19 protein-coding genes are annotated in these 26,665 nt (G+C 64.4%); 8 read left to right on the plus strand and 11 right to left on the minus strand.

All coding sequences use genetic code 11. The features are described from left to right. Window positions 1-72: 72 nt before the first annotated feature. From KA354_13910 to sucC, 6 genes are all read right to left on the minus strand, one after another. Window positions 73-876 (minus strand): hypothetical protein, encoded by an 804-nt coding sequence (locus KA354_13910; protein MBP7935738.1) that lies wholly within the window; start codon window positions 874-876, stop codon window positions 73-75. A 236-nt stretch (window positions 877-1,112) separates the two neighbouring features. Then, window positions 1,113-2,000 (minus strand): succinate--CoA ligase subunit alpha, encoded by an 888-nt coding sequence (gene sucD / locus KA354_13915; GenBank protein MBP7935739.1) that lies wholly within the window; start codon window positions 1,998-2,000, stop codon window positions 1,113-1,115. 94 nt (window positions 2,001-2,094) lie between these two features. Continuing rightward, a complete protein-coding gene (locus KA354_13920; GenBank protein ID MBP7935740.1) occupies window positions 2,095-2,670 on the minus strand; it encodes a GNAT family N-acetyltransferase in 576 nt (191 codons plus the stop codon). Next, on the minus strand, window positions 2,573-3,457 hold the full coding sequence (locus KA354_13925) for a sugar phosphate isomerase/epimerase (GenBank protein ID MBP7935741.1): 885 nt from the start codon (window positions 3,455-3,457) through the stop codon (window positions 2,573-2,575). Before KA354_13925 ends, KA354_13920 begins: the two co-directional genes overlap by 98 nt. Window positions 3,458-3,562: 105 nt before the next feature. Next, the gene (locus tag KA354_13930) at window positions 3,563-5,347 is read right to left on the minus strand and encodes a DUF3592 domain-containing protein (GenBank protein MBP7935742.1); all 1,785 of its coding nucleotides are present in this window, start codon (window positions 5,345-5,347) and stop codon (window positions 3,563-3,565) included. Between the two features lie 366 nt (window positions 5,348-5,713). Continuing rightward, complete coding sequence (sucC, locus tag KA354_13935) at window positions 5,714-6,874, minus strand: ADP-forming succinate--CoA ligase subunit beta (GenBank protein ID MBP7935743.1); 1,161 nt, start codon at window positions 6,872-6,874, stop codon at window positions 5,714-5,716. Between the two features lie 189 nt (window positions 6,875-7,063). Between sucC and KA354_13940 the strand changes: the two genes are divergently transcribed. The 4 genes from KA354_13940 (at window position 7,064) to KA354_13955 (ending at window position 16,134) form a co-directional block, all read left to right on the plus strand. Then, a complete protein-coding gene (locus KA354_13940) occupies window positions 7,064-8,707 on the plus strand; it encodes an NAD+ synthase (GenBank protein MBP7935744.1) in 1,644 nt (547 codons plus the stop codon). Between the two features lie 247 nt (window positions 8,708-8,954). Then, the gene (locus tag KA354_13945; GenBank protein ID MBP7935745.1) at window positions 8,955-9,962 is read left to right on the plus strand and encodes a LysR family transcriptional regulator; all 1,008 of its coding nucleotides are present in this window, start codon (window positions 8,955-8,957) and stop codon (window positions 9,960-9,962) included. Between the two features lie 3 nt (window positions 9,963-9,965). After that, a complete protein-coding gene (locus KA354_13950; GenBank protein MBP7935746.1) occupies window positions 9,966-14,639 on the plus strand; it encodes a glutamate synthase subunit alpha in 4,674 nt (1,557 codons plus the stop codon). Next, a complete protein-coding gene (locus KA354_13955) occupies window positions 14,632-16,134 on the plus strand; it encodes a glutamate synthase subunit beta (GenBank protein MBP7935747.1) in 1,503 nt (500 codons plus the stop codon). The genes KA354_13950 and KA354_13955 overlap by 8 nt, the downstream gene beginning before the upstream one ends. Before the next feature lie 202 nt (window positions 16,135-16,336). Here the strand turns inward: KA354_13955 and rpiB are convergent, their stop codons facing one another. The 4 genes from rpiB to KA354_13975 form a co-directional block, all read right to left on the minus strand. Then, the gene (gene rpiB / locus KA354_13960; GenBank protein MBP7935748.1) at window positions 16,337-16,813 is read right to left on the minus strand and encodes a ribose 5-phosphate isomerase B; all 477 of its coding nucleotides are present in this window, start codon (window positions 16,811-16,813) and stop codon (window positions 16,337-16,339) included. Beyond that, window positions 16,810-17,922 carry a threonylcarbamoyl-AMP synthase gene (locus tag KA354_13965; protein ID MBP7935749.1) on the minus strand — a complete coding sequence of 371 codons (1,113 nt, stop codon included), beginning with the start codon at window positions 17,920-17,922 and terminating at the stop codon, window positions 16,810-16,812. The genes rpiB and KA354_13965 overlap by 4 nt, the downstream gene beginning before the upstream one ends. A 96-nt stretch (window positions 17,923-18,018) precedes the next feature. After that, window positions 18,019-18,732 carry a hypothetical protein gene (locus KA354_13970; protein MBP7935750.1) on the minus strand — a complete coding sequence of 238 codons (714 nt, stop codon included), beginning with the start codon at window positions 18,730-18,732 and terminating at the stop codon, window positions 18,019-18,021. Beyond that, a complete protein-coding gene (locus KA354_13975; protein ID MBP7935751.1) occupies window positions 18,729-20,192 on the minus strand; it encodes a Gfo/Idh/MocA family oxidoreductase in 1,464 nt (487 codons plus the stop codon). The genes KA354_13970 and KA354_13975 overlap by 4 nt, the downstream gene beginning before the upstream one ends. 227 nt (window positions 20,193-20,419) lie before the next feature. Here KA354_13975 and KA354_13980 point away from each other — a divergent pair, with 227 nt between their 5' ends. The 3 genes from KA354_13980 (at window position 20,420) to KA354_13990 (ending at window position 24,057) form a co-directional block, all read left to right on the plus strand. After that, window positions 20,420-20,728, plus strand: coding sequence for a tetratricopeptide repeat protein (locus KA354_13980; GenBank protein ID MBP7935752.1), 309 nt, complete (start codon window positions 20,420-20,422; stop codon window positions 20,726-20,728). A gap of 512 nt (window positions 20,729-21,240) precedes the next feature. Beyond that, complete coding sequence (locus KA354_13985) at window positions 21,241-22,443, plus strand: MFS transporter (protein ID MBP7935753.1); 1,203 nt, start codon at window positions 21,241-21,243, stop codon at window positions 22,441-22,443. 237 nt (window positions 22,444-22,680) lie between these two features. Further along, window positions 22,681-24,057: an aspartate aminotransferase family protein gene (locus tag KA354_13990; protein MBP7935754.1), complete on the plus strand. Its 1,377-nt coding sequence runs from the start codon at window positions 22,681-22,683 to the stop codon at window positions 24,055-24,057. A 411-nt stretch (window positions 24,058-24,468) separates the two neighbouring features. On the opposite strand, the gene cysC is transcribed toward KA354_13990, so the two are convergent. Then, window positions 24,469-25,098, minus strand: a complete 630-nt coding sequence (gene cysC, locus KA354_13995) for an adenylyl-sulfate kinase (GenBank protein ID MBP7935755.1) — start codon at window positions 25,096-25,098, stop codon at window positions 24,469-24,471. A gap of 267 nt (window positions 25,099-25,365) precedes the next feature. Between cysC and KA354_14000 the strand changes: the two genes are divergently transcribed. Next, a complete protein-coding gene (locus KA354_14000; GenBank protein MBP7935756.1) occupies window positions 25,366-26,658 on the plus strand; it encodes an anhydro-N-acetylmuramic acid kinase in 1,293 nt (430 codons plus the stop codon). Window positions 26,659-26,665 lie beyond the last annotated feature (7 nt).

The following is a 26,665-nucleotide window of genomic DNA, read 5'->3' on the forward strand; positions in this document are numbered from 1 at the left end:
GTCTAACGGAGACGTTCAGGCGGTGGTGGGCGAGGATTAAGGTCAGCCGGGCCGTGTTGGGGGGACCGTGCTCTACGTCGCTTCCTTCGGTTTGGAACGGGCAGGCTGCGTCGCCGTGGTCTCTGCTCTTCGAATGATGCGGTCGATCAACTTGCCGCCGCCGGCCACCCCACGGAGAAGGCGTTTCTTCTGTTCCTCAGTCAGTTGTTGGGTGTCCTTGTGGTTGGGCCTGGACGCGTAAAGAACCCACTTCGGGAACTTCCGGTCCTGGTCCAAGAGGGTGATCTTGTCACCGTCGATCTGGAGCAGGTGATAAACCCAGTAGTTGTGTGATTTCCCGTCCTTACCGGCCTCGCCGTAGACAAAGGTGGTGTGAACGATCTGGCATCCTCTGCCGGGCGACGTCCTGACGAAGTCCTCGGGCCCCGGGGTGACCGTCGGCTCCGTTAGGACGGCATGGTGCGTGGTTGTTGAAAGCAGAAGCACACGATCGTAGTACTCCGCCCCAAGGCCGCACCCGCCGCTGGGAAAATGGAGGACGTAATCAGGCTTCCCGTCCTGGTTGAGGTCGCCTCGATAGGCCGCGGAAGCACACCACTTGTACGCCGAGACCCGCCTGGGCGGCAGCATCGTATCCCCGTCGGCTCCGATGAGCGTGAGCCAACATCCATCATCCTGCTGACGCACCTGGATCCTCGGTCCTCTCGAGCGGGCTTCTCCAAACGTGTATTGCAGGCCTGGTTGGTTGGCGGGCGGTATCACGCGGTCCATCACCGGGAGTTCGGTCAGTCTCACCTGAGGAGGCGGCTTGCCAGGCTCGAACGGGCCGTAGTCTCTGGGATAGGCCCACAACGCCGCTGGTGCCGTCAGGATCATCGCTGCGCTTGCCACACGTGAGATCAGGCCCGAGGGGCGAAATCGGCCGAACGCGCCTTCGCGGACCGCCCCTTCGGGGCAGGACGGCCGCCGGTACGACGGCGAGTCAGAGGTGGTTAGCGGCAGAAGGTGATTCGCAGCCGGGTATGCGCTGCCGTTTCCTCGGTCGCGGGCCCCTGTAAGGTCTTGAAACAGACTGGCTTGGTTTGTGCCTTCCACGGCCATGGACTCCTCGGCTATCGCAGAAGAAGAGCGATGGTCCCTCCAATGTCCGCCGGGCTCTTGGCCACCATGATCCCCGCGGCTTCGAGGGCGGCAATCTTGCTCGCGGCCGTGCCTTCGCCGTCAGAGATGATGGCGCCGGCATGGCCCATGCGGCGGCCCGGCGGAGCGGTCTGGCCGGCGATGAACGCCACCACCGGCTTGGTGACGTTCGCCTTGATGTACACCGCCGCCTGCTCCTCGTCAGTGCCACCGATCTCGCCGATCAGGACAATCCCGTGCGTCGCAGGGTCTTTCTGGAACATCTCCAGCAGCTCGATGAAGTTCAGCCCTTTGACCGGGTCGCCTCCGATACCGATGCAGGTCGACTGGGAGAGCCCGCGTGTCGTGCACTGCCAGACGGCTTCGTACGTCAGCGTGCCGCTCCGGGAAATGAGCCCCACGTTCTTCGAGCCGTTGGCCGGTGCCTTGTGAATGTAGCCAGGCATGATCCCGATCTTGCACTCGCCGGGCGTGATGATGCCCGGGCAGTTTGGGCCGACCAGCTTCACGCCCCGATCGTCGAGGTACTTGCGGAGCCGGATCATGTCCAGCGTGGGCACGCCCTCGGTGATGAGCACGACCAATCCGATGCCAGCGTCGGCCGCCTCCATGGCCGCGTCCGACGCAAAGGGAGCGGGCACGAAGATGAGGGTTGCGTCCGCCTCAGTCGCCCGGATCGCCTGGTGACAGGAGTCAAAGATCGGCAGACCATGCTCGCTCTTGGTGCCGCCCTTGCCAGGGGTGACCCCGCCGACCATCTTCGTACCGTAGGTCAGGCATTGGCCGGTGTGAAACGCGCCGGCCCTGCCGGTTATGCCCTGGCAGATGACGCGAGTGTCCTTGTTGACGAGAATGCTCATGAAGTAGCTTTTCAGCAGTCAGCGATCAGAGATCAGCTTTGACGGCTCAGCTAAGCTTAGGCTTCGCAGCTGAATATGGCAATCGGCTCGTGAATCACGGGTCTGCGTTCGACATTGCGATCGGCTGTTCCAGCGTGAGGCAGTAGTCGGTGAAGCCGACCGCATGCCAGAAAGCGATGCCTGGGGTGTTGCCGACGAGGACTTCCACCCGCAGTCGCGGGGCGTTTTGCCAGGCGTGCTGCATCAGCCACTTCATCGCCGTCCGTCCGATGCCTTGTCGCCGATAGTCGCGATCTACGAAGAACTGCCGCAGGTAGTACCACCCGGGCTCGCGGCGATACAGCCCGTAGCCCAGAACACGCCCGGCACGTGAGAAGATGACCGCCTCGTACTCACCCTCCAGCCAACCGGCCATCCGTTGTTCGAGCTCCGCGACCGTCATGGTGTTCCGATGGTGTTCATCCTCGATCAGCCGGCGGTTGAGCACCGCCAGCGTGGGATAGTCCTCCTTTGTGGCGTAGCGGTACTCGAGGGTATCGTTTGGCGGATTCACGATTGTGCCTCCGTGTGGTTCAAATCCCGTCCACGAACGGCTCCAGGCAGCGTTTGGCCACCAGCAACCCGGTGTCCTCGAGTTGCCGGCCACCCGGGTGGTTGTGGTAGACCGCATCGTGCCAGCCCTCAATATTCAGATCCCCGCGGTATCCGGCCCTCAGCAGTTCCTTGACGATGGCCGCCCAGTCCGAATCGCCCAGACCGGGGAAGCAGTGCTCGATCGCCCCCGGGTGGCAGATGCCGTAACGGCCCATCACGTCGCGATAGACCTTGGCGTCCTTGGAATGGACGTGATAAACCTTCGATCCGAACTGCCGCAAGTTGGCGACCGGGTCGATCAGCTGGCAGAGGAGGTGCGAGGCATCCCATTCCAGGCCGATCGCCTCAGACGGCACGGCGTCGAAGCACCGCTCCCACATGGCCGGCGTGCAGATGCAGTTGATCCCTCCGAACGGCAGGTGGAAAAAACCCATCGGGCAATGCTCGAAGGCAATGCGGACCCCGGCATCGGCCGCCGCCTTGGCGTGTTCGTTCCAGATCTCCTTGAACCGAGGCAGCGAGGCGTCGAGTTCGGCGTTCATGACCCGCCCGGCGAAACCCGCTACCGTGCCGACGCCCAGCTCGCGGGCCAGGGTGATGCAGCTCCGCACCCGCTCGTGGTGAGCTCGGGCCACGTTCGGGTCGGCGTCCATGTGGTTAACGTAGAAGCCGCCGATGCAACTGACCCGCAGTCCGGCCTCTCGGTAGGTTGCTCGGACCTCAGCCGCCCGGCTCTGCCAGCCGTCGTGCCCGGGCATGAACGGATCCTCGGGCTTGACCAGCAGCTCCACGCTGCCGAACCCATGCTGACGAGCGAAGGCGATGCGATCACGATCGAAGGAACTCAGGAATCCGATACGCATCAGCAAGGCTCCTTCTTGGCGCTCGCAGGCTCGATCCAGCCTGGGTGGAAAGTGTGGGACAGGCTTCCAGCCTGTCATCTGGCCGGCAAGATGCCGGTCCCACGCTCAATCGGCTAGGCTCCCGGTCGATCGGCCGCCCGGTCGCTGCAAGGCTTTGACTCCGGCCAGCATCTCCACACGCCGCACGAACCACTTGGCGGCCGTCTCGCCCGGGATCATACCCGCCAGCTGCACCTTCCGGCCACCGCAGGTCTCCGCCTTCACCGCATACCACCGCCTGTTGCCGCTGCTGGCGGACTGCGATTGGGTGATCGTCACGATCTCCGAGGCCGGCACCTCCTTCCTCAATATGATCGGTCCCAGCCGCCGCGCCACTCGGACGATGCCGGGCTCAAAAGAGACCCGCGTGCCGCCGATGAGGCTAAACAGCACTAGCCAGAGGAGCAGTGATACGAGCCCGAAGACGATCAGGAAAATCAGCATGAACCACTCATGTTGAGCGACCTGCATCGCGGAGAAGACTGCCACTCCACTGCACACGACGGCAGCACCTAAAAACACGGCCGCAAGTCCCACGCCGGGCCATGCGGACGAGACCAGCGAAGGATAGCCCGAGGCGTCCCGTTCCTCCCGGACCTTGCCCGGCGCGGGCGACTCATCACTTTCGAGCATCTCTCGTTCGAGACGGTCCATCTCGGGTGACTCGCCCAGCGATGGGTCACTCGATTCCGTTCGAAAGACCGGGACGTCAAAGGTCAGGTCGAGGTCCACGCCCGGTATCTCTGCCCGGGCGTGCAGCTCCCAGGTCACCGGCCGCTCCTGCAGCGAATCGTCGTAGGGCTCGCACGAGTAGGGAATCTGGAAGTCTATTGGCAGCACGACGCCCGCGTGGCCGAAAGTCGTACTCGGCGGGTGAACCGCCCGGCTGTCCTCCCAGAGCGTATTGCGATTCGTGTCCTCACCGGACGAGACGGTGCGGATGCAGCGCAGCGTGAGGGTCACCTCGTCCAACTGCGACAGCCCGCCGCTAACCAGCAGATTGCCCTTGAAGTGTCCGCCAATCACGCCGGGAAAGGTGTCCAACTCCAGGCGAGTGCCGCGGAACTTGCGAGCCATGAGCGTGGCCCGGATGGCGCCGCCGATGAGCAGCAGCCCGACCAGCGGAAAGACGATCACAAAAAGCCACAACAATGTCAGCGGCCCGTGACTCAGCTCCGGCCAGATCGCCGTCGACACCGGGAGGGTGATGCCGTTCCAGAGAATCGCCCCGGCCCACGTGCCCGCCGCCTTGTGACTTGCCTTGCTGTGAATGACTCCGCCCGCCCACCGCTTGTTCCACAACCATGGCTCGTCGGGGTATTGCTGAGACATCCGCTGGGCATGCCGGCCGGTGGAGGTTCCGACCAGGCCGATCGTCAGCATGAGTCCTCCGAAGCCGCCAAAAACGACAATGAAGCCGACGAAGAACATGACCATCAACCAGCGGATCTCGCGATCCAGCAGGGCTCTCTCCGGCTTGTGGGGGTTGACGTAGCATACCACCGGCTGCTGCCGGTCGAACGCCTGCTTGAGCCGCTCATAGGTGGCCCGCTGCCACTTGCCGATGTTGTCGCTGCCCCCGATGAGGCTCACCCGGTCGCCTTTGTATTCCCGTCCCTCAAACGTGTAGACATAGCTGCAGACGACACGGTCGGTTTCGTCGCTCTCCATCTTCACGAACACGATTTCGGCCGGCGTCTCAGCCCAGCTCCGGGCCGCGTAGTAATGGACGATCATGCGAGCACAGAGGAACGCCATGACGCATCCAACGGCAAAGAACGGCAGGCCGAATAGCGAGAGTCCCCAGCGGCGTTTCTTGGAGAGCGACGCGTGCTTCGTTTTCTGTTCCATGGTATGGGCTTTCATGCCGGGTTCTGGCGGCGGAAATAGTAGCTCCGCGTTCTCGATCTAGGTATTGCCGCTGTGGGAGAGAAGCCGACGGTGCCGCAATCGACTCCGTCAACGAGGCTCTTCCTCCCCGAGCAACAGGCGAGCCGGAACACATGGGAGAAGACGATCATGATCCCTGGAGATTACAGCGGAATAGGAGCGTCTCGCAAGCTTGGCCGGAGCTGGGCATTCCCGCGAGCGGTGACGGCCTGCATTCGCCGACAGCACCCCGACGCCAGGCCAGAGAAAGTGATCCGCCTCGACTACGCGCGGATGGCTGTAGACCGCCCCTGGAAGCCATGCCGTGAGTGGAGCCGAGGTCCTCGCCTACACCACGGCGCACACCTTCCGAGCAGCATCGGTCAGATCGTCAGCTGCGGTTAAGCGGGGGACCTGAGCTGCTCTCAGGATCTGCCGGGCACGATCCGCGTTGGTGCCTTCCAGCCGGACGACCACGGGGACGTGAAAACCGACCTCGCGGGCGGCGGCCACCAGCGCCTCCGCGATCAGATCGCACTTCGCGATCCCGCCGAAGATGTTCACCAGCACGCCTTTGACCTTGCGATCGGCCAGCAGAATGCGGAACGCCTCAAACGCTCCCTCCGCCGTTACGCTGCCGCCGACGTCGAGGAAGTTGGCCGGCGCTCCGCCGTGCAGCTTGACCAGGTCCATGGTGGCCATCGCTAACCCCGCGCCGTTGACCAGGCACCCGATGTTGCCGTCCAGGGCGATGTAGGACAGTCCGGCGGCCTTGGCCCGAATCTCGGCCGGATCCTCCTCGCTCGGGTCGTGCAGGGCTTCGATCTCCGGATGACGATACAGGGCGTTGTCATCGAAGCTGAGCTTGGCGTCGATGGCCAGCAGCTCGCCACCCTTGGTCAGCACGAGAGGATTGATCTCGGCCAGCGTCGCATCGTACTTGAAGAACACCCTGGCCAGGCCCTCGACAATTCTGCCGGCCACCTTGACCTCGTCCTTGCCGGTCAGACCAAGTCCGGCGGTCAGCCGACGCACCTGGAAGGGTAGGATGCCTAGGTGGGGATGGAGCCAATCCTTGACGATGGCCTCCGGATGGCGGACGGCCACCTCCTCAATCTCGACGCCGCCCTCGCGGCTGGCCATCATCACCGGGCACCGCCGGCCGCGGTCGATGACCATGCCAACGTAGTACTCGCGGGCAATGTCCACCGCCGCCGCAACCAGCAGTTTGCGGACCAGCACGCCGTCCGGCCCCGTCTGCCGGCTGACCATGCGATGAGTGAGCATGAACTCGGCCGCCGCTCGTACCTCCCCAGCGTCCTTGCACAAGGTCACGAAACCGGCCTTGCCGCGCCCCCCGGCCAAGACCTGGGCCTTCACCACCACCCGCCCGTCCATCCGACCGTGGGCCGCCACCGCTTGCTCGACGGTCTCAGCCAACTCGGCCGAGGAAACCGGCACGCCTGCATCGGTCAACAACTGACGTGACTGGTATTCGTGAATCCTCATTCGCCTCCCGCCTGGGACGGTGATGTCCGCGGGTGAGTATATGCTTCCGGGGTGAGACAGCCAAGGCGGTGGCCTCCCTATGGGGGCTGTCCAAACAAGCGCCGCGGGATACAATCGTCCCCCGTGCAGCGAGGGGCGAGGCTCGGCGTGCCAGAAGTGCCTGCCGCAGCCGCACAGGAGATACGGTACGTGAAGATCGCTCTGGCCCAGATCAACCCGATAGTCGGCGATATCGTCGGCAACAGTCAGAAGATCATCGACTCCATCTCGCGAGCCCGGCAGGCCGGGGCGTCGCTGGCGGTCTTCCCCGAACTGTCGGTAGTGGGCTACCCGCCGCGCGACCTCCTGCTCAGGCCTCGCTTCGTGCAGGCCAACGTCGAGGCCGTGCAGCGAATCGCCGAATCCTGTATCGGAATCGCCGCCCTGATCGGCTTCGTCGAAACAAGCACCAACCCGGTCGGCCGCCGGTTGCGGAACGCCGCCGCCTACTGTGCCGATGGCAGAGTGCAGGCCGTCCGCCATAAGTCGCTCCTGCCGACCTACGATGTCTTCGACGAGCAGCGGTACTTCGAGCCCGGACCGGAAGTTGCCCTCATCCAGCATGCCGGCATACCGGTCGGCGTGAGCATCTGCGAAGACCTGTGGAACGACGATCAGTTCATCGCCCGACGGCTCTACCAGCGCGACCCGGTCGGCCAACTCGCCGCGGCCGGCGCCAAGGCGCTCGTCAACATGAGCGCATCGCCCTTCGAGCAGGGAAAACACCCCTTCCGAACCCGCCTTTTCGGTGGCCAGGCCCGCAAGCATCACCTGCCCTTGGTCTTCGTCAACCAGGTCGGCGGCAACGACGAACTGATCTTCGATGGGGCATCGACCGTCTTCGGCCCCGACGGCCAGGTCATGGCCCAGGCACGCCCGTTCGAGGAGGATCTGCTAATCGTCGATCTGACCGCCCCAGGCGCAACACGAACCGAGATCTATCCCGATGAGATCGCCTCGATACACGATGCCCTTACGCTCGGCACGCGCGACTACGTCCTTAAATGCGGATTCAAGCATGTCCTCCTCGGCCTGTCCGGCGGCATCGACTCCGCCGTGACTGCCGCATTGGCGGTGGCCGCGCTCGGCCCCGGAGGCGTGACCGGCGTGGCTATGCCCTCACGATACAGCAGCAGTCACAGCAAGAGCGACGCCGAAATCCTGGCTCACAACCTGGGTATCGAGTTCAAGATGATCCCCATCACCCCGATGCACGAAACATTCGAAACCCACCTCACGCCACATTTCGCTGGCCGAGCACCCGATGTCACCGAGGAGAATATCCAGGCCCGGGTCCGCGGCGGGATCCTCATGGCTCTCTCGAACAAGTTCGGCTGGCTGCTGCTGACCACGGGTAACAAGAGTGAACTGGCGGTCGGCTACTGCACGCTCTACGGCGATATGTGCGGCGGGCTGGCGGTCATCAGCGACGTGCCCAAGATGATGGTCTATAGACTGGCCGAATACATCAACCAGCGAGCAGGGCGGGAACTCATCCCCCGAGGCAGTATCACCAAGCCGCCGTCGGCCGAGCTGCGCCCAGACCAGACCGACCAGGACAGCCTGCCACCATACGAAACCCTTGATGCAATCCTGGATCTCTACATCCGCGAAGAAAAGAGCCCCGACCAGATCGTCGCCGCCGGCTTTGAGCCTCAGACCGTCCAGCGGGTCATTCGACTCATCGACATGAACGAGTACAAGCGCAAACAGGCCGCCCTCGGCCTCAAAGTCACCAGCCGAGCCTTCGGCGTCGGACGCCGGATACCGATCGCTGCACGCTTCAGGTACTGACCGGAACGATCGGCAGGGCGGACAGCACCACCGTGCGGGTTCGATTCCCTGCAACCGCCCTTTGGCGGCCTACACGTTGATGCGATCAGGACCAGGGGCGACCACACGCCCCCACAACTCGGTCAGCCCTGACTCGCAGGCCCAGACCCGCCCATGTGAGCATCGGCTAGGCTGATTCTATATATTAGTATATCTGATTCATGTTTTTGTTTGACATTAGCGATATTTATGATAGGATACCACAGGCATGTACTTCGAAGCCGTGAAGATCTTCTGCGACGTCGTCCGGCTGAACAGCTTCTCCCGAGCTGCAGCCCTCAACCGCATTTCCCAATCCGCCGTGAGTCAGAACGTCCTGCAACTGGAGAAAGGCCTGGGAGTACAGCTCCTGGATCGCTCCAAACGACCTTTCCAGCTGACCCCGGAGGGCAAAGTGTATTTCGAGGGCTGCCAGACCCTGGTGGACGAGTACGCGGCCGTCGAGGCCCGCGTCAGATCGCTCAAAAACGAGGTGGCCGGCACGGTCAGTGTGGCGGCCATCTACTCGGTCGGCCTGGGCGATATGAGCCGATACGTGGCCCAGTTCGCCCATCTGTACCCCAAGGCCGAAGTGCGCCTGGCCTACTTGCACCCCCACCGGGTCCAGGAAGGTGTGGAAACCGGCGACTTCGACCTGGGCTTGGTGTCGTATCCCACGATCGGCCGCGATCTCGTGGCCCTGCCGTGGCGAGACGAGCCGATGGTCGTCGTCTGCCGACCGCAACACCGCCTGGCCGGTCACAGGGAGGCTCGGGCGGCGGACCTGCGCGGCGAGCGGTTCGTCGCCTTCGCCGACAACCTCGTGATCCGCAAAGAGATCGACCGACGGCTCGCCAAGCACGGCTGTCAGCTGAACGTGGTCATGGCCTTCGATAACGTCGAGACCATCAAGCGGGCAGTCGAGATCGGTGAGGGAATCGCGATCCTGCCGGAACCCACCGTCCAGGCGGAACTCTCCGCAGGGGTCCTGGTGGCCGTGCCGCTGGTGGAGCCCGTCATGGTCCGACCGATGGGGATCATTCACGCCAAACGAGTGCTTTCACGCACCGCCCAGGTGTTCATCGATCTGATCCGGGGTGGCGTGCCCCAGACCGCGGAGCGCCCGACCGAACCGCCGTCCAGCCCATGTGCCGCCAAGGTCGAAGGGACAACCAGTTCTACCGCTGCCGGACCCGTTCGGAACCGGCGGCGATCGAAAACGAAAGAGAAGGTCTGACCTATGGAGCCGTATCAGCGTCTTGCGGAGATGGGTCTCTACGAGCCGTCCACCGAGCGGGCGGCCTGCGGCGTCGGCTTCATCGCCAGCCTGAACGGCGTCCGCTCGCATGACATCGTCCATCGTGCCCTCGAGATCCTTGTCCACCTTGAGCATCGCGGGGCCTGCAGCTGTGATCCCGACACCGGCGACGGGGCGGGCATTCTCATTCAGACCCCTCATGAGTTCTTGAGGGATGCCGCGGGCGGGGTAGGCATTCGGCTGCCGGATCCGCATGAGTACGGCACGGGCTTGGTGTTCCTGCCTTCCGATCTCCACCAGCGGGCCCAATGCGAGGAGGTCTTCGAGGCCGTCATCGCCCGGGAAGGCCAGCAGTTGCTCGGGTGGCGCGACGTACCACACAACAGCGAGGTGATCGGCCCCATCGCCCGAGCGGTCGAGCCGGTCGTTCGGCAGATCTTCATCAGCCGCGGCCGGGGCGTCGACCGCGACGAGGCTTTCGAACGCAAACTCTACGTGATCCGCAAGGTCATGGAAGCCTGGGCCCGCTCGTCGGGCTTGAGCCAGGCCCGGTTCTTCTACGTGCTGAGCCTCTCCCACCGCACGCTGAACTACAAGGGATTGCTCCTCGCCCCTCAGATCGAGAAGTACTATCAGGATCTGAGCGACCCGGGAATGACCTCGGCTATCGCCCTCGTCCATCAGCGCTACAGCACCAACACCTTCCCGACCTGGGACCTGGCTCAGCCCTTCCGCTTCCTTTGCCACAACGGCGAGATCAACACCCTTCGCGGGAACATCAACTGGATGCACGCCCGCGAGAAGCTGTTCAAGTCCCCCGTGTTCGGCGAGGACATGGCCAAGATCCTGCCGATCAGCACGCCGGGAGCCAGCGATTCGGCCATTCTCGACAACGCGATCGAACTGCTCTACCATACCGGCCGCTCGCTGCCGCACTGCATCGCCATGCTCATCCCCGAGGCGTGGCAGAACCACAAGACGATGAGCGATGCCAAGCGTGCCTTCTACGAGTATCACTCCTGTCTCATGGAGCCGTGGGACGGGCCGGCCTCAATCGCTTTCACCGACGGCAAGGTCGTCGGCGCCGTCCTGGACCGCAACGGGCTCCGGCCGTCGCGGTACATGGTCACCAGTGACGGCGACGTGATCATGTCCTCCGAAACCGGGGTTCTAGAGGTAGACCCGGCCGACGTGGTCCTCAAGGGCAGGCTTGAGCCCGGCCGCATGCTCCTGGTCGATACCGACGGCGAGCGAATCGTGCCGGACGAGGAAATCAAGGAGCAACTCGCCGCCCGCAAACCCTACCGCAAGTGGCTCAGCGCGAACCTGGTGAGCTTGGCAGACCAGCCCGGCCTGTCCAAGGCCGGCGGCAGACATGAGGCGGTTCACCTGCCCAGGGAAAGGGGGTCTCTTCAGAAGCTCCAACGCGCGTTCGGGTACACCGCCGAGGACCTCCGCCTGATTATCACCCCAATGGCCAACGACGGCATCGAGCCGGTCGGATCAATGGGCACGGACACGCCGCTGGCAGTCTTCAGCAACAAGGCACCGCTCCTCTACAACTACTTCAAGCAGCTCTTTGCCCAGGTCACCAACCCGCCGCTCGACGCTATCCGCGAGGAGCTCGTGACCTCGAGCATCACCGATCTCGGCGGCGAACAAGACCTGTTCGAAGAAACACCGCTGCATTGCCGCCAGTTACGCGTCGAGCAGCCGGTACTCACCGACGCGGAACTCGCCGCGATCCGTAAACTGGACCAGGACGGTCTTCGTGCCATCACCCTCCCCATCCTGTTTCAGGCGGATGGCGGCGAGGCCGCCCTGCCCAAGAGCCTCGACGATCTGTTCGCCGCGGCCAGCAAGGCCATCGCCGACGGTTACACCATCCTGATACTCTCCGACCGCGGCGTATGCCGCGAGCAGGCCGCGGTGCCGGCTCTGCTGGCCGGCGCGGGACTCCATCACCATCTGATTCGCGAGGGCACGCGGACCAGGTGCGGGATCGTCATCGAGTCCGGCGAGCCGCGCGAGGTCCATCATGTTGCCCTGCTCCTGGCCTACGGCGTGGGTGCAGTCAATCCGTACCTGGCCCTGCAGACACTGGCCGACATGCACGCCCACGGAAAGCTCAATCCCGGCCTGACTCTCCAGCATGCCCGAACCCAATACATCAAGGCCCTCAACAAGGGCGTGATCAAGATCATGTCCAAGATGGGCATCTCGACACTGCAGAGCTATCGGGGCGCCCAGATCTTCGAGGCCGTGGGCCTGGCTCCCGAGGTGGTCGACCAGTACTTCACCTGGACCCCTTCCCGAATCGGCGGCATCGGGCTGGACGCCCTCGCCCGGGAGGCCTCCGCTCGTCACGCCAAGGCCTTCCCCGGCCAATGGAGGCCCGACGATGTGGATCTCGAGTCCGGCGGACAGTATCAGTGGCGCCGCCGCGGCGAGTACCACCTCACCAACCCGATGACCGTGGCCAAGCTGCAGGAGGCCGTTCGTCAGGAGAGCTGGAAGAGCTACAAGGAGTATTCCCGGCTGATCGATGACCAGAGCCGCCACTTGTGCACCCTTCGCGGACTGCTCGAGTTCAAGCCCACCAACCAGCCCGTTCCTATCGAGGAAGTCGAGCCGGCCAGGGAAATCGTCAAGCGATTCAAGACCGGGGCGATGTCCTTCGGCTCGATCTCCTTCGAAGCCCACGCCAACTTGGCCATGGCCATGAATCGCATCGGCGGAAAGAGCAACACCGGCGAGGGCGGCGAGGATCCAATCCGCTATCGACCGTTCCCGAGCCAGGACGATCGCCGTAAGGCCCTGTTGCCCCTCTCGCCGTGGACCGCCCAGAACCTCCACAACGGCGACTCGATACGGAGTTCGATCAAGCAGGTGGCCTCCGGGCGATTCGGGGTGACCAGCGAGTACCTGGTCAACGCCGACGAACTGCAGATCAAGATGGCTCAGGGAGCCAAGCCCGGCGAGGGCGGACAGCTGCCCGGCCGTAAGGTCGACGCCTGGATCGGCAAGACCCGCCATTCAACCCCCGGCGTGCAACTCATCTCCCCGCCTCCGCATCACGACATCTACTCCATCGAGGATCTGGCTCAGCTCATCTACGATCTCAAAAACGCCAACCACCGTGCCCGGATCAGCGTCAAACTGGTGGCCGAGGTCGGCGTGGGAACCGTCGCCGCCGGCGTGGCCAAGGGCAAGGCGGATCTGGTGTTGATCAGCGGGCACGACGGCGGGACCGGGGCATCGCCGTTGACCTCCATCAAGCACGCCGGCCTCCCTTGGGAGCTGGGCGTGGCCGAAACTCACCAGGTGCTGCTGGCCAATGATCTCCGCAGCCGCATCATTCTCGAGACCGATGGCCAGCTCAAGACCGGTCGGGACGTGGCCATCGCCTGCCTGCTCGGGGCCGAGGAGTTCGGTTTCGCCACCGCACCCTTGATCGCTTCCGGCTGCATCATGATGCGCAAGTGCCACCTGAACACCTGCCCGGTCGGCGTGGCTACCCAGGATCCCGAGTTGCGCAGGAAATTCGCCGGCCGGCCCGAGCACGTGATCAACTTCATGTTCTACGTGGCCGAGGAGCTGCGCGAGATCATGGCTGGACTCGGCTTCCGGACCATCAACGAGATGGTCGGGCGCTGCGATCGACTCGAGCCCAGGAAGGACGTGGATCACTGGAAAGCCAGGGAGCTCAACCTCGGTAAACTACTTCACCGACCCGAAGTCCCTGCCAGCTTCGGGACCTACTGCCAGAAGGCCCAGAAGCACCGCATCGAGGACTCGATGGATATGACCCTCCTCCTCGAAGTGGCCGGGCCCGCCATCGAGCGCGGCGAGCGAGTCTATCGCGAACTACAGATCCACAACACGGATCGCACCGCCGGGACAATCACCGGAAGCGAGATCACCCGACGGTGGGGGAGCGAAGGGCTGCCCGAGAATACCCTGCATCTCAAGTTCAGGGGCTCCGCCGGGCAGAGCTTCGCCGCTTTCATCCCTCACGGCATGACCATGGAGATCGAGGGTGATGCGAATGACGGATTCGGCAAGGGCTTGTCCGGAGGTAGGGTGATTGCCTACCCGCCCAAGCGGGCCAGCTTCGTGCCGGAGAAGAACGTGTTGATCGGCAACGTGGCTTTCTACGGGGCAACCGACGGCGAAGGTTACATTCGCGGCCTGGCTGGCGAGCGCTTCTGCGTCCGCAACAGCGGGGCGCGGGCTGTCGTCGAGGGCGTCGGCGATCACGGCTGCGAGTACATGACCGGCGGCCGGGCGGTCGTGCTCGGTCCAACCGGACGCAACTTCGCCGCGGGAATGAGCGGTGGCATCGCCTATGTGTTCGACGAGACCGGCGACTTCGCTCGCTGCCGGTGCAACCTGGAGATGGTCGAACTCGAGGCCGTGACCGCCGAAGTGGACATCACCGAGTTGAGGAGCCTGATCGAACGACACGTCCACTACACGGGCAGCACGCCCGGCCGGCGGATACTCGATCACTGGCAGGAGTGCCTGCCCCGGTTCGTCAAGATCATGCCCATCGAGTACAAACGCGTGCTCGAGGAACAGACCCGCACCACCCGACCGGCGGCCTTGTCCGAGCCCATCCGGCCCGAGGCCATCCTGGAGGTGTCCCATGGGTAAACCCACTGGCTTCCGGGAGTTCAGCCGCCAGCTGCCCGAGGAACGCCCGCCGGCCGAACGGGTCAGGGACTACCGGGAGTTCCTCGTGCCTCTTCCAGTGGTCCGGCTCAAGCAGCAGGCCGCCCGCTGCATGGATTGCGGAGTGCCGTTCTGCCACACCGGGTGCCCGCTGGGCAATGTGATCCCCGATTTCAACGACCTGGTCTATCGGGATGACTGGCGCCGAGCGATCACCACCCTGCACTCGACCAACAACTTCCCGGAGATCACCGGGCGGGTCTGCCCGGCCCCCTGCGAGGAATCCTGCGTGCTCGGAATCAGCGAGCCGCCGGTCACCATCAAGAACATCGAGGTCTCGATCATCGAGCGGGCATTCAAGGAGCGCTGGATCCGGCCTCAGCCGCCCGAAACGCGGACCGGCAAGACCGTCGCCATCGTCGGTTCCGGGCCGGCCGGCCTGGCCGCCGCCCAGCAACTCAACTACGCCGGCCATCAGGTAACCGTCTTCGAGCGGGCCGATCGCATCGGTGGCCTGCTTCGGTATGGGATACCCGATTTCAAACTCGACAAGCACATCATCGATCGCCGTATCAGGATCCTCGAGGCCGAGGGCATCACCTTCAAGACCGGCGTGAACGTCGGCGTCGATGTGACCGGCGACTGCCTTCGCCGGGAGTTCAATGCCGTCGTGCTCTGCGGCGGATCCACCCGGTCCCGCGACCTGCCTATCCCAGGACGCGAACTCGGCGGCGTCCATCTGGCCATGGAATTCCTCCCCCAGCAGAACAAACGCGTCGCCGGCGACATGACCGCCTGGCAAGACCAGGGCTGGTGGTTCAGCACCCACGTCCGTGACATCCTCGCCACGGACAAGCACGTGATCGTGATCGGCGGCGGCGACACCGGCTCCGACTGCGTCGGAACCTCGAACCGGCAGGGGGCCCGCAGCGTGACTCAGTTCGAACTGCTCCCTCAGCCACCCGAGAGCCGGCCGCAGAGTCAACCCTGGCCGTATTGGCCGATCAAGCTGCGGACCAGCAGCTCGCACAAGGAAGGCTGCGAACGATTCTGGAGCATCCTCACCAAACGCTTCATCGGGACGGACGGGCATGTGACTAGCCTCGAAACCGTCGACGTCGAGTGGATCTCGTCGGGGAACGGCTCCGGACCGAAGATGCGCGAGATCCCGGGCAGTGTCAGAACTTGGCCCGCGGATCTGGTGCTGCTCGCCCTGGGTTTCGTGGGCCCGGAAACCGGGGGCGTGGTCGCCCAGCTCGGCCTGGACCTGGATCCGCGCGGAAACGTCAAAGCCGACGAGACCAGCTACATGACCAGCATGCCCGGCGTCTTTGCCTGCGGCGATATGCGTCGCGGCCAGTCCCTGGTCGTCTGGGCGATCAGCGAAGGTCGCGAAGCCGCCCGATCAATTGACCAGTACCTCACGGGACAGTCACTGCTACCCACCAAGGGAGAGGGCGATCTGCCCAGAGCCTGACATGCGTGAGGAGCCTGTCTCCACCGGCGTGACGCCGACGAGTACACCTTGTTCGGGCTCCCTCCTTGGTCGCCGCTCACCGTCTCGCCGGCGCTGATTCCGGCGGCTCGTCGGTCGCGCAAAACCTGCCGGGATAGGCCCTGAGCTCGGCTCGAAAGGCGAATATCTTAAAGGTGTCGAAAGGAGTTTTTAGGAATCTCGGCTATCTGCTCCCGGAGCCTTCAGGCCCCAGCCCGGCCTGCCGATCCTCGAACTCCGCGATCTTGCGCAGACGCCGTTCGTGGCGGCCACCCTCAAAACGGGTCTTGAGCCAGACCTCGACAATCCTCCGGGTGAGCTCCTCGCCAATCAGGTCGGCGGGTAGACAGAGCACGTTGGCGTTGTTGTGCCGCCGGGCAAGTTCCGTGGTGACCTCGTCATGACAGACGGCCGCACGGATGCCCCGGACTTTGTTCGCGGAGATCGACATCCCGATCCCCGTGCCGCAGAAGAGAATGCCGGTATCAGCTTTGGCGACTTGAACAGCCTCGCACGTGGGATACGCGGCATCCGGGTAGTCAAACGCGGACGGCGAATCCGTACCACAATCCAGCACTTCATAGCCGAGCGCGGTCAGCATGCTCTTGACCTTCTCTTTGGCTTGGTATCCACGGTGGTCCGCTCCAAGAGCAACTTTCAAAGTGGTATCTCCTCCAGTTGGCGTCGTAACGCACCTTCAAGTCGATCCGCACATCGGCTGTACACCTCAGCATCGCCGCCGATCGGATCCTCGATGTTGTCATCGTCCAGCCGACGACACCGGTCCTGGGCCGAGGGCACCATGGTGATGATACTGCGAAGATGTCCGTCCGTCATGGCGAAAACATAGTCCGCCCGATGAATGAGGTCCGGAGCCAAAGCCGTGGACCGATGACCCGAAATGTCGATTCCTCGGGCCCGGAGAGCCTCGACCGCCGCCGACGAGGCCGGAGCCCCATCAAACGCCATCGTCCCCGCCGACTCAACCGCGTATCCGCGGTCGCCCAACTGGGCGTCCTTGCATCCCAGCCGTGTAGCCAACAGTCGCCGAAGCAGCCCCTCGCCCATCGCGCTCCGACACGTATTCCCGCTGCAGACGACAAGAAACGTGACCCGAGCCAGACGGCGCACCGTCCGCTCGTCGAGCACCCCCTCGCGAAGCACGGCGTAACCGATCTCCGTCACCCGAACGATGGTCGAAGCCGTGCCGTAGCGGGTCCGCCCGGCATCAATCAGCAAGTCCACCTTCCCGTCCAGGGCCCTCAAGGCCTGTTCGGCATCGACCGCAGGCGTGGCCCCTGCGGAATTCGCGCTGGCCGCAACCACCGCACCTCGCACTTCGGTCAGGAGGTCCGCGGCCGTGTGGTCGTCAGGATACCGGATGCCAATGGTCCCTTGGTAGTACAGGGCCCCAACGTGTTCGATACCACTCTCCCGGATGACCGGCGCTTGGGTCGGATCGTCCACCTGGAAAACCAGTGTCAGGGGCCCAGGCCAGGCCTTCTGAGATAGTCGCCGGCCCATCTCGCCGGGGTCAGGAACGTACTGCTCCAGCGCCGTCCGGCAGCCGATGTGCACCGTGAATGGCTTCGTTTCCTGCCGACCCTTCACGCTCCGCAGACGAGCGAGAGCCTTGGGTTCGGTGGCGCACGCGCCAATTCCGTAGACCGTCTCGGTCGGGAATACCACCAAGCCGCCAGCCGCCAAACAGGCTGCTGCCTCCCGGATCACATCCCAGTAAGCACTTGCGGCATCAGGTTTTAAGATCACCGTCGCCATCGATGTCTCGCCTGTTCGGCCTGCCGGTCTGAGGGGATGCCGCGCCAGTGTAAGCGATCCAACTCTTCGTGCAAAGGATTCGCCCGTTCACGCCGCCCCGGGGGAACCTTCGTCAGTCCCGGCGACGACCCTGTCGTTCCCGACCCCGGGCAGCTGAGCCAGTCCGAGAACCTGGGACAGAATCGCCCCGGTGATGAAGATGAGCGATAGACCGACCCGGACGGTCCACACGACCCCCTGGGCCTTGAAAGGCTCCGTGGAGTCGCTCAGCACCCGAGGCAGCTGTAGCTCCTGCTTGGTCGTCGCCCAGCGAAGGAAGCCCAGGAAACCACCCGGCGGATACCGTGTCTGGAGCTGATCCAGGAAGCCCTTCTGCACACCTTCACGCAGCCGGACCGTCTCCTCGGGACAGAGAGAACGGTACCTGAAACTTCGCCGGACTGCCTTCTGAACGTCTCCGATGATGGGATACGGCCGAAGCCCGCCGGCTCCGTACGTGTAGAGGTTGTACCCCCGTACATTGCAGTACTCGCCGAACAGGCTGGTCGCCCAGATCACCAGACTGACCGCGATACCCACTACCCACAGTGCCGGGAGAGGGAGCGGCCGGGCCGAGCGTCCAGACCGGTACATCGTCGCGCCGACCAGCAGGCAAAAGAGGAGGCAGAAGAACAGGCCGAGGTAGAAGGGCAGAGCGGCCAGCGTGGCCAACAGCCAGCCGACGGGCACCCCCAGGGTGCATCCGGCCAACAGCACGATCGGAACTCGCCCCGCTCGACGGTGGGGTACAGTGTCGGTCACAGCGTCTCCGGTACGACGAACGGCTTGCGGTATTCCGCGAAGATCATCTTGGCCGCCTCGGCATCGCCGGTAATGGTCTCGGCTCTGGCATCGACGGTCAGCTTGCGGCCAAGGACGTACTCGGTCTCCTCGAGCTTGACACCGTTGTCTTTGAGGTGCTCCTCCATGCGGCCCAGTGTTTCGTAGGCGTCCTTGTTGTCACCAAAGGCCTTGGTCTTGGGGTTGAACGGCGCCGGCTTGCCAAGTTGCTGGGATAGGCACGCCAAGTGGCACAGGGCACTCGAGTAGTGACCTTCCAGAATCTCGGCGTTGAGATCGGTCATCTTGCGGCTCTTGACCGCGGCGATGAAGTTGGCGAAGTGATCCTCGCCGCCCGGGCCGCGGGACTCGTCCACTTTGGGCAGCGGGGCCGGCTGGTTGCTGTCCTTCGGATAGAACTTCCTGTCCACAATCATCCCCGCCTCGAGGTGGAAGATGTTGCCGATCCCGGAGCCATGGAACTTCTTGGTCTCCAGGCCGCGGACCTCGAAAATGAGCTGGGTCTCGCCAAAATCCATGATCGCCATCTGCGTGTTGGGCGTCTGGCCCTGGTCCTTGTAGCCGAATCGGCCGCCGAGGCTGATGACACTCTTGGGCAAGGTCGCACCCGGAATGCCCCAGCGGGCGATGTCCATCTGATGGACACCCTGGTTGCCGATGTCGCCGTTGCCGAAGTCCCAGAACCAGTGCCAATTGTAGTGGACGAGGTTCTCATGGTAGGGCTGCTCGCGGACCGGTCCGAGCCACAGGCCGAAGTCGAGTTCCTTCGGCGGCTGGGCGATCTCCTTGAATCCGATCGAACCGCGCGGCTTGTAGCACAACGCCCGGGCAACCAGCAGCTTGCCGAGCTTGCCGCTCTTGATGACTGCGACCACGTTGGCCCATGCCGCGTCGCTGCGGCTCTGGGTGCCATGCTGGACGATCCGGTTGTACTTGCGGGCCGCATCGGCGGCCACGCGGCCTTCGTGGACATTATGGCTCATCGGCTTCTCGACGTAGACGTCCTTGCCCGCCTGGCAGGCCCAGATCGTCATCAACGCGTGCCAGTGGTTGGGCGTGGCGATCGACACCGCGTCCACGCTCTTGTCCTCGAGCACGCGGCGAACGTCCTGGACCATGACCGGAGCCTTGGCACCCTTCGCTTCAAGCTGCTTGTCCCACTTGGCGAAGAGCCGGCTGTCCGGGTCAACCAAGTAGGCCAGTTCACACTCGTTCTTCCTGCCGACGAAGGCCCCGATGTGGGAGCGGCCCCGGCCGTTCACACCCGCCACCGCCACGCGGATCCGGTCGTTGGCTCCGAGCGTTCCCTGGGCCTGGGGCGCCGCTTGCGTCGGGCGAGCCGCCGTGGATGCCATCAAACCAGCCGCCGTGACCACACCCGTCCGAATCACCTCTCGCCTTGTCCATTTCTGATTGCCCATGGTCGACGCCTCCCTCGCGTGGTTCAGTGACAGAAGCTCCCACCGATCCGGGTAACCACCCAGGATCACCAGATCCAGTCTAACCTCCCGTCGACGTGCCGTAAACGCCACGACCAACAGCATTTGACACCCTCCCGAGTCCGCTCCTACAGTGTGGACCAATCGCCCGAACAGATGGCGTGTGCGGAGCGATGCCCCCTTGGGCCATTGCCGAAGACGGAGCGAACGTGTCACGACTCGACAGGATCAAGCAGATGCTGGCGGCCGAGCCGGCCGATGTCTTCCTCAACTTCTCCCTGGCGATGGAACTGGTCAAGGAGGGCCGTCAGGAAGACGCGGTGGCCCAATTCGCGCGGGTCAGCGAGCTCGACCCTGCCTACGTGCCGGCCTACTTCCAGCGGGCCAACGCCCTCGTGGCCATGGGCCGGAAGGCAGATGCCAAGGCGGTCCTGCAGCTAGGCATTGCCGCTGCTCGGAAGGCGGGTGACAAGCACGCCGCCAGCGAGATGGGGCAGATGCTGAGCCTGCTGGGGTAGCGGGCCGAAAGCCGGAGTGCCGGCTGACCGAAGTCGCCAGAGTTCGAAAGCCGAGGCAGGGCCTGCTCCCCGCGAACGCCGGATACGGCGGACGACCAGGACGGCCGGAGTGAAGAGCGGCCGGCACGACCCGCCAACTGGTCTGGCGGTGTTCCGCGAACGGCATCTCGAACCCGGGTTCTGACTTGTCGGCAAGCCGGGTATCTCCCTGGCGGACTTCATGGGCTGCCCGGGGCAGGAGTGGTTCCAGCCGTCCACCTCGGTGCAGGAGAATTGCGACCAGGATGTCTGGTCCGCCTTTGCATGCCTGTAGGAGCGGAGCGATGGGTTTGGGGCCAAGCCACCTGGGCGGGAGGATCCGAATCGGCGCCCAGAGGTTCATGTGGAGGTAGCCCTTCGTGGACGGACCTGAAGGCCTGTCATCCGCTGGTTCAACTGCTCCGCACGCCCGCGAGGTGACCCGGCTTCGCGATGTCTCGCGGGCCCAGTGGAAGTCCGGGCTGGCTGCCTGGCTGGGGTGGCTGTTTGACGGCTTGGACATGCACCTCTATACGCTGGTGGCGCTCCCGTTCGTGGCGGAATTGCTGACCACGCCAGGGACGGATCCGCGGGTCAAGGAGTACGGCTCGTGGATTCAGGCCTCCTTCCTGGTCGGCTGGGCGCTGGGGGGCGGCTTCTTCGGGCGGGTTGGTGATCGGCTCGGTCGCACGCGGGCCCTGGTGCTGACCATTCTGACCTATGCGTTGTTCACCGGCCTGTCCTTCTTCGCCCAGACCTGGTGGCACCTGTTCATCTTCCGCTTCCTGGCCGCGCTGGGGATCGGTGGCGAGTGGGCGGTGGGTGCGTCGCTGCTCTCCGAGACCTGGCCGCGCCGGTGGCGACCTTGGATGGCGGCGGTGCTGCAGACCGGCGGCAACCTGGGGATTCTCCTGGCCTGCTCGGCGTACTGGGTGGTCTCGCATCTCGCTCTGCCCAACCGCAGTGTGTTCCTGGTGGGTGTATTGCCCGCGCTGATGGTTCTGTGGGTTCGCCGCTCGGTGCCCGAGTCGGACGAGTGGCATCAGGCCGCAACGCAGCGGGCTGGCCGGGCGCCCGGGGTCGCCAGCCTGTTCCGCGGCGACATTCGCCGGACCACGCTGCTGGCGATGGCCGTCTGTGCGGCCGCGCTGACCGGTCATTGGGCTTTCCTGTTCTGGTCTACGCAGCATCTGCGCGGCCTGCTGGACCGCGCGGGCTGGCCCGCCTCGGAGGTCGGGGCCCAGGTGAGTGAAGCGTTCATGCTGGTGATCGGGGTGTCGATCGGCGGCAACTTCCTGGCCGCGGCCCTCGCCCGGCGAGTGGGCTTTCGGCGAGCGATCGCCCTGTGGTGTGTGGCCTACTTCTGCTGCCTGACCGTGTGCTATGGTGTCCCGCGCGATCCTGACGGCCTGTTGTACTTCCTGGCGGCGATCGGTGTCTGTCACGGGGTATTCGCCCTGTTCACCATGTACCTGCCGCCGCTCTTTCCGACGCTGCTGCGGACGACCGGGGCGGGGTTCTGCTTCAACATCGGCCGCATCGTGGCTGCCTTCGGCACGGTCTTCTTCGGCCTGTTTGCCAAGGTGGGCGACTACCGCCTTGCCCTGTTGTACGCCGCGTTCCTGTTCATCCCCGCCGGGGCGATCGCCCTGTTCCTGCCGGAGAATCCGGCTCCTCGGGATCGGGGTGCTTCTTGATCAGATCGCGTCGGCTGAAGTGGGAACGTTGGGGATGCCGCCGATGCTGTTCCTGATAGAGTTCATAGCCTCCAACCAGATAGGGATTACAGATCCGGACGAGACGGACGAGTACCCGGACTGGATCGAGATCGACAGCCCGGGTGACCTGGGGCCCGGGCGTGGTATGATGGGCTTGCGGGCGGCCTCGGCGGCACCGAGCCGAGGGGGGGGCGCCTTGCGAGGAGCCCTGCCGCCATGGTGAACACCGGCGAGCCGTCCGATTCACGGCCATTGTTGCCTCCTTGCGATCATGCTCCGGCGCGATATACGGGGCCGGGTCCGGAGGAGATTCTCGCGTTGCGTCGCGACTATCTTGGTCCGGGCGTGTTCACCTACTACCGCCGGCCGCTGTGCATCGTCGAGGGCCACCTGCAGTACGTGTGGGACGACGCCGGCTGTCGCTATCTTGACGCGGTAGGGGGGATTGCCAGCATCAGCGTAGGGCATTGCCACCCGCAGGTTACTGCAGCCGCCAGCGAGCAGCTTGGGCGGCTGGTTCACACGACGACGCTCTACCTTCACCCGACGGTTGTGGCCCTGGCCCGGGTGCTGGCCGCGCACATGCCCGACGGTTCCGGTCTGCAGGCGGCCACCTTCGCGAATTCCGGGAGCGAGGCCAACGATCTGGCCACGATGATGGCTCGGCTGCACACGGGCCGTTCGCAGGTACTGGCCTTGCAGAATGGCTACCACGGCGGGACGCAGACGACGATGGCGTTCACCGCCTTGGGGACCTGGCGGTTTCCGCTTCCGACGCCGCAGGATGTTGCCTTCTGTTCGCCGGGCTATTGTTATCGTTGTCCGTTTGGCCTGAGCCATCCCGGCTGCGATCTGAAGTGTGCCCGCGGCGTGGAGGACACGATTCGTTACGAGACGTGTGGGGAGGTGGCCTGCTTCATTGCCGAGGCGCTCCAGGGTGTCGGCGGGGTGGTGGTGCCGCCGCCGGGTTACTTCCAGATCGTGTATGACATTGTTCGCCGGCACGGTGGTTTGTGCATTGCCGACGAAGTCCAGGCCGGGCTGGGTCGCACCGGGCGGCACTTCTGGGCGTTTGAGAACTGGGGCGTGGTACCGGACATGGTGACGGTGGCTAAGGGTATCGCCAACGGGGCTCCGCTGTCCGCCTGCGTGACCCGGCCGGAGGTGGCCGCGAGCATGACACGGCGGCTGCACTTCAATACCTTTGCGGGTAACCCGGTTTCGGCGGCCCAGGGGCTGGCGGTGCTTCGGACGATCGAGGAGGAGGGTCTGCGTGAGAACGCCGAGGGCGTGGGGGCCTACTTGAAGGAGGGCCTGCTGGCGCTGCAGGAGCGATGCGCGCTGATCGGCGAAGTTCGGGGCATGGGGTTGATCATCGGGATTGAGCTGGTCAAGGATCGGGTCACCAAGGAGCCGGCGGGCATGGAGGCGGCCGAGGTGTGCGAGCGGGCCAGGGACCGCGGTTTGCTGGTGGGCAGAAGCGGGCTATCTGGTAATGTGTTGCGTCTGACTCCGCCGCTGTGCCTTACCCGTGACGACGCGGAGTTTGTGGTTGGCTGCCTGGCCGAGTGCCTGGCGGGGCTTGGTGGCTGAAAACCGTCTGGCGAAACGAAGCCAATTGAGGGGTGGGCGGTCGGCAGTCAGGCTTTCAGAGCGCCAAACGAAGCCAATTGAGCGGTCGGCGGTCGGCGGACGGCGGACAGCAGTCAGAGACTATGAGCGTGCCCTCCCGGGCGGGGGAGGCTATCGGGATTTCAAAGAGCTGGGAGGCGGACCGCAGGGATCGTCCTCCATACTCACAACACTTGTCCTGTCCCGGACCCGGAGAAGCAGCAGCGATCAGCAAGTCCGAGCCGAAATAAACGGTGTACCGTTATCCGAGTAACTGTTTGCCGTCCGGTGGTCGGTTGGTCACGACGTGTTGATCAGGCTCGAAATAAACGGACCTGTCCCGTTATCCGAGCGGTCGGACGGCTTAAGAATGAACCTGACACTCTTTTGGGGTCAGCGGGGGAGGAGTCCGTTGTCTTGGAGGTAAGCGAGGACGTTCGCGGCCGCTTCCTGGGGGGTGGTTTGGTGGTTGGCGAGGACGAGTTCCGGCTTGAGTGGAGCCTCGTAGGGGTCGTCCACGCCGGTGAAGCCCATGCCCTTGCCGGCGGCCAGGGCGGCGCGGGCTTTCTTGTAGAGGCCCTTGGGATCGCGTTGTTCGCAGATTTCGATGGGGACGTCGACGAAGACCTCGATGAAGGGCAGGCCGGCTTGCTCGTGGATATTCCGGGCCAAGTCGCGGTCCTTACGGTAGGGGCTGATGAAACTGGTCAGGGAGAACAACCCGGCGTCGGCGAAGAGCTTGGTGACCTCGCCGATTCGGCGGATGTTCTCTTCGCGGTCGGAAGCGGAAAAGCCCAGGTTCTTGTTGAGTCCGTGGCGGATGTTGTCTCCATCGAGGACGTAAGCCAGCCGGCCGGAAGCGATCAGGGCGTGCTCGACGGTGTAGGCGATGGTGCTCTTGCCGCACCCGCTCAAGCCGGTGAACCAGATGGTGGCGCCCTTCTGGCCGAGGAGCTTGTGGCGATCTTCGCGGCCGACGTGTCCCTCATGCCAGGTGATGTTGGTTGCCTTGATCTCGGTCATTCCGTTTGCTCCTCGTGCCGTGTTTGGATGGGCCGCTCCTGGAGGGGCCGCTTGTTTGACGGAAGGGCGATACTATAGGGAGGGTGGGCGGCAGACTCAAGCCGGGCGGGCGTCGAGGGTGACGAGGTGGAGAGGGTGGGGGATGATGGAGGCCTGGATGAGCTCAGTTCTGGTCCGCCCGAAGGGTAGTTGGCCGGACGAGGCCCTGGGGTGGTGGGTCATACGCGGGGTTCTGGTTGCTTGTTTCCGAGTTCCCAGGAAGGGATCATGGCGGCCATGAGGCAGGCGAAATCGGGGAAGCGTGTCGGCTATGGCGGGCGGCAGCGACCTCGCTATGTGCTCGGGCTGATGGCCGGGACGAGTGGCGACGGTATTGACGCGGTGTGCGTTCGGATTGACGGACATGGCGAGGACATGCGGGTGCGGCTGGTGCGTCATGATCACCGGCCGTTCGCGGCGGCTCTTCGGCGGCGGTTGATGGCGGTCATGGCTCCAGCGGTGGCGCGTACGGAGGAGATTGCCCGGCTTCATGCGGAGTTGGGTGAGGCTTTTGGCGTGGCCGCTCGCAAGGCGATCGAGGCGTGTGATCGGAAGTGGCGTCCGACGCTGATCGGGCTGGCTGGCCAGACGGTATGTCATCTTCCCGGGGCGCGGCCGGGTAGGACGGTCACGCTGCAGCTGGGTGATGCCTCGCGGGTGGCGGCTCGAAGCGGGTTGGTGACGATATCGGACTTTCGGCAGGGGGATGTGGCGGCTGGCGGCCAGGGGGCGCCGCTGGTGCCTTGGACCGACTGGGTGTTGTTTCGGGATCGTGACAGGCCTCGGATCATTCAGAACATTGGAGGGGTGGCCAACCTGACCTGGTTGCCGCCGGGTGCGAGGGCCGAGGATGTGGTAGCGTTTGACACTGGGCCGGGCAACATGATCGTGGATGGTCTAGTGGCCCGGGTGACGGGTGGCCGGGAGCGGATGGATCGGGATGGTCGGTGGGCGGCTCGCGGGCGGGTTCTGGGGGGGGTATTGGAGCGTTGGCTGGGTCATCCGTTTCTGGCCCGGCGGCCGCCGAAGACGACGGGGCGGGAGGAGTTTGGCCGCGGGTTTGTGGAGGCCGAGTTGGGGCGGTTGCGTCGGGCGAGCTCGGTGCCGGAGGATTGGGTTGCGACGGCGACGGCGTTGACCGCCCGGACCATCGCGGAGGCCTGTCGGGACTGTGTTTGGTCATGGTTGAGGGGTGGTGGTATTCGGCCGACTGCTGGCGACGTGGAGCGATGCGGCCTGGAGGTGATCGTGAGTGGTGGAGGCGCGAAAAACCCTGTATTGATGGGCTTTTTGGCGGAGGAGCTGAGCGGGTGCCCTATTAACCCTATTGACTCCTATGGAATCCCGAGTCAGTCAAAAGAAGGTATTAGCTTCGCCATGCTGGCTGCGGCGCGAGTGGATGGGATTGCGGCGAACCTGCCGGGGGTGACTGGAGCTTGGGGGCGGGCGGTGATGGGGGTGATCTGTGTGCCGCCGTTTTTTGGGGGATGCACCGATCGCGGTGTGGGCCGGCGGAGTTGACTGGCCG

It is taken from the genome of Phycisphaerae bacterium (genome assembly GCA_018003015.1).
Lineage (GTDB): Bacteria > Planctomycetota > Phycisphaerae > UBA1845 > PWPN01 > JAGNEZ01.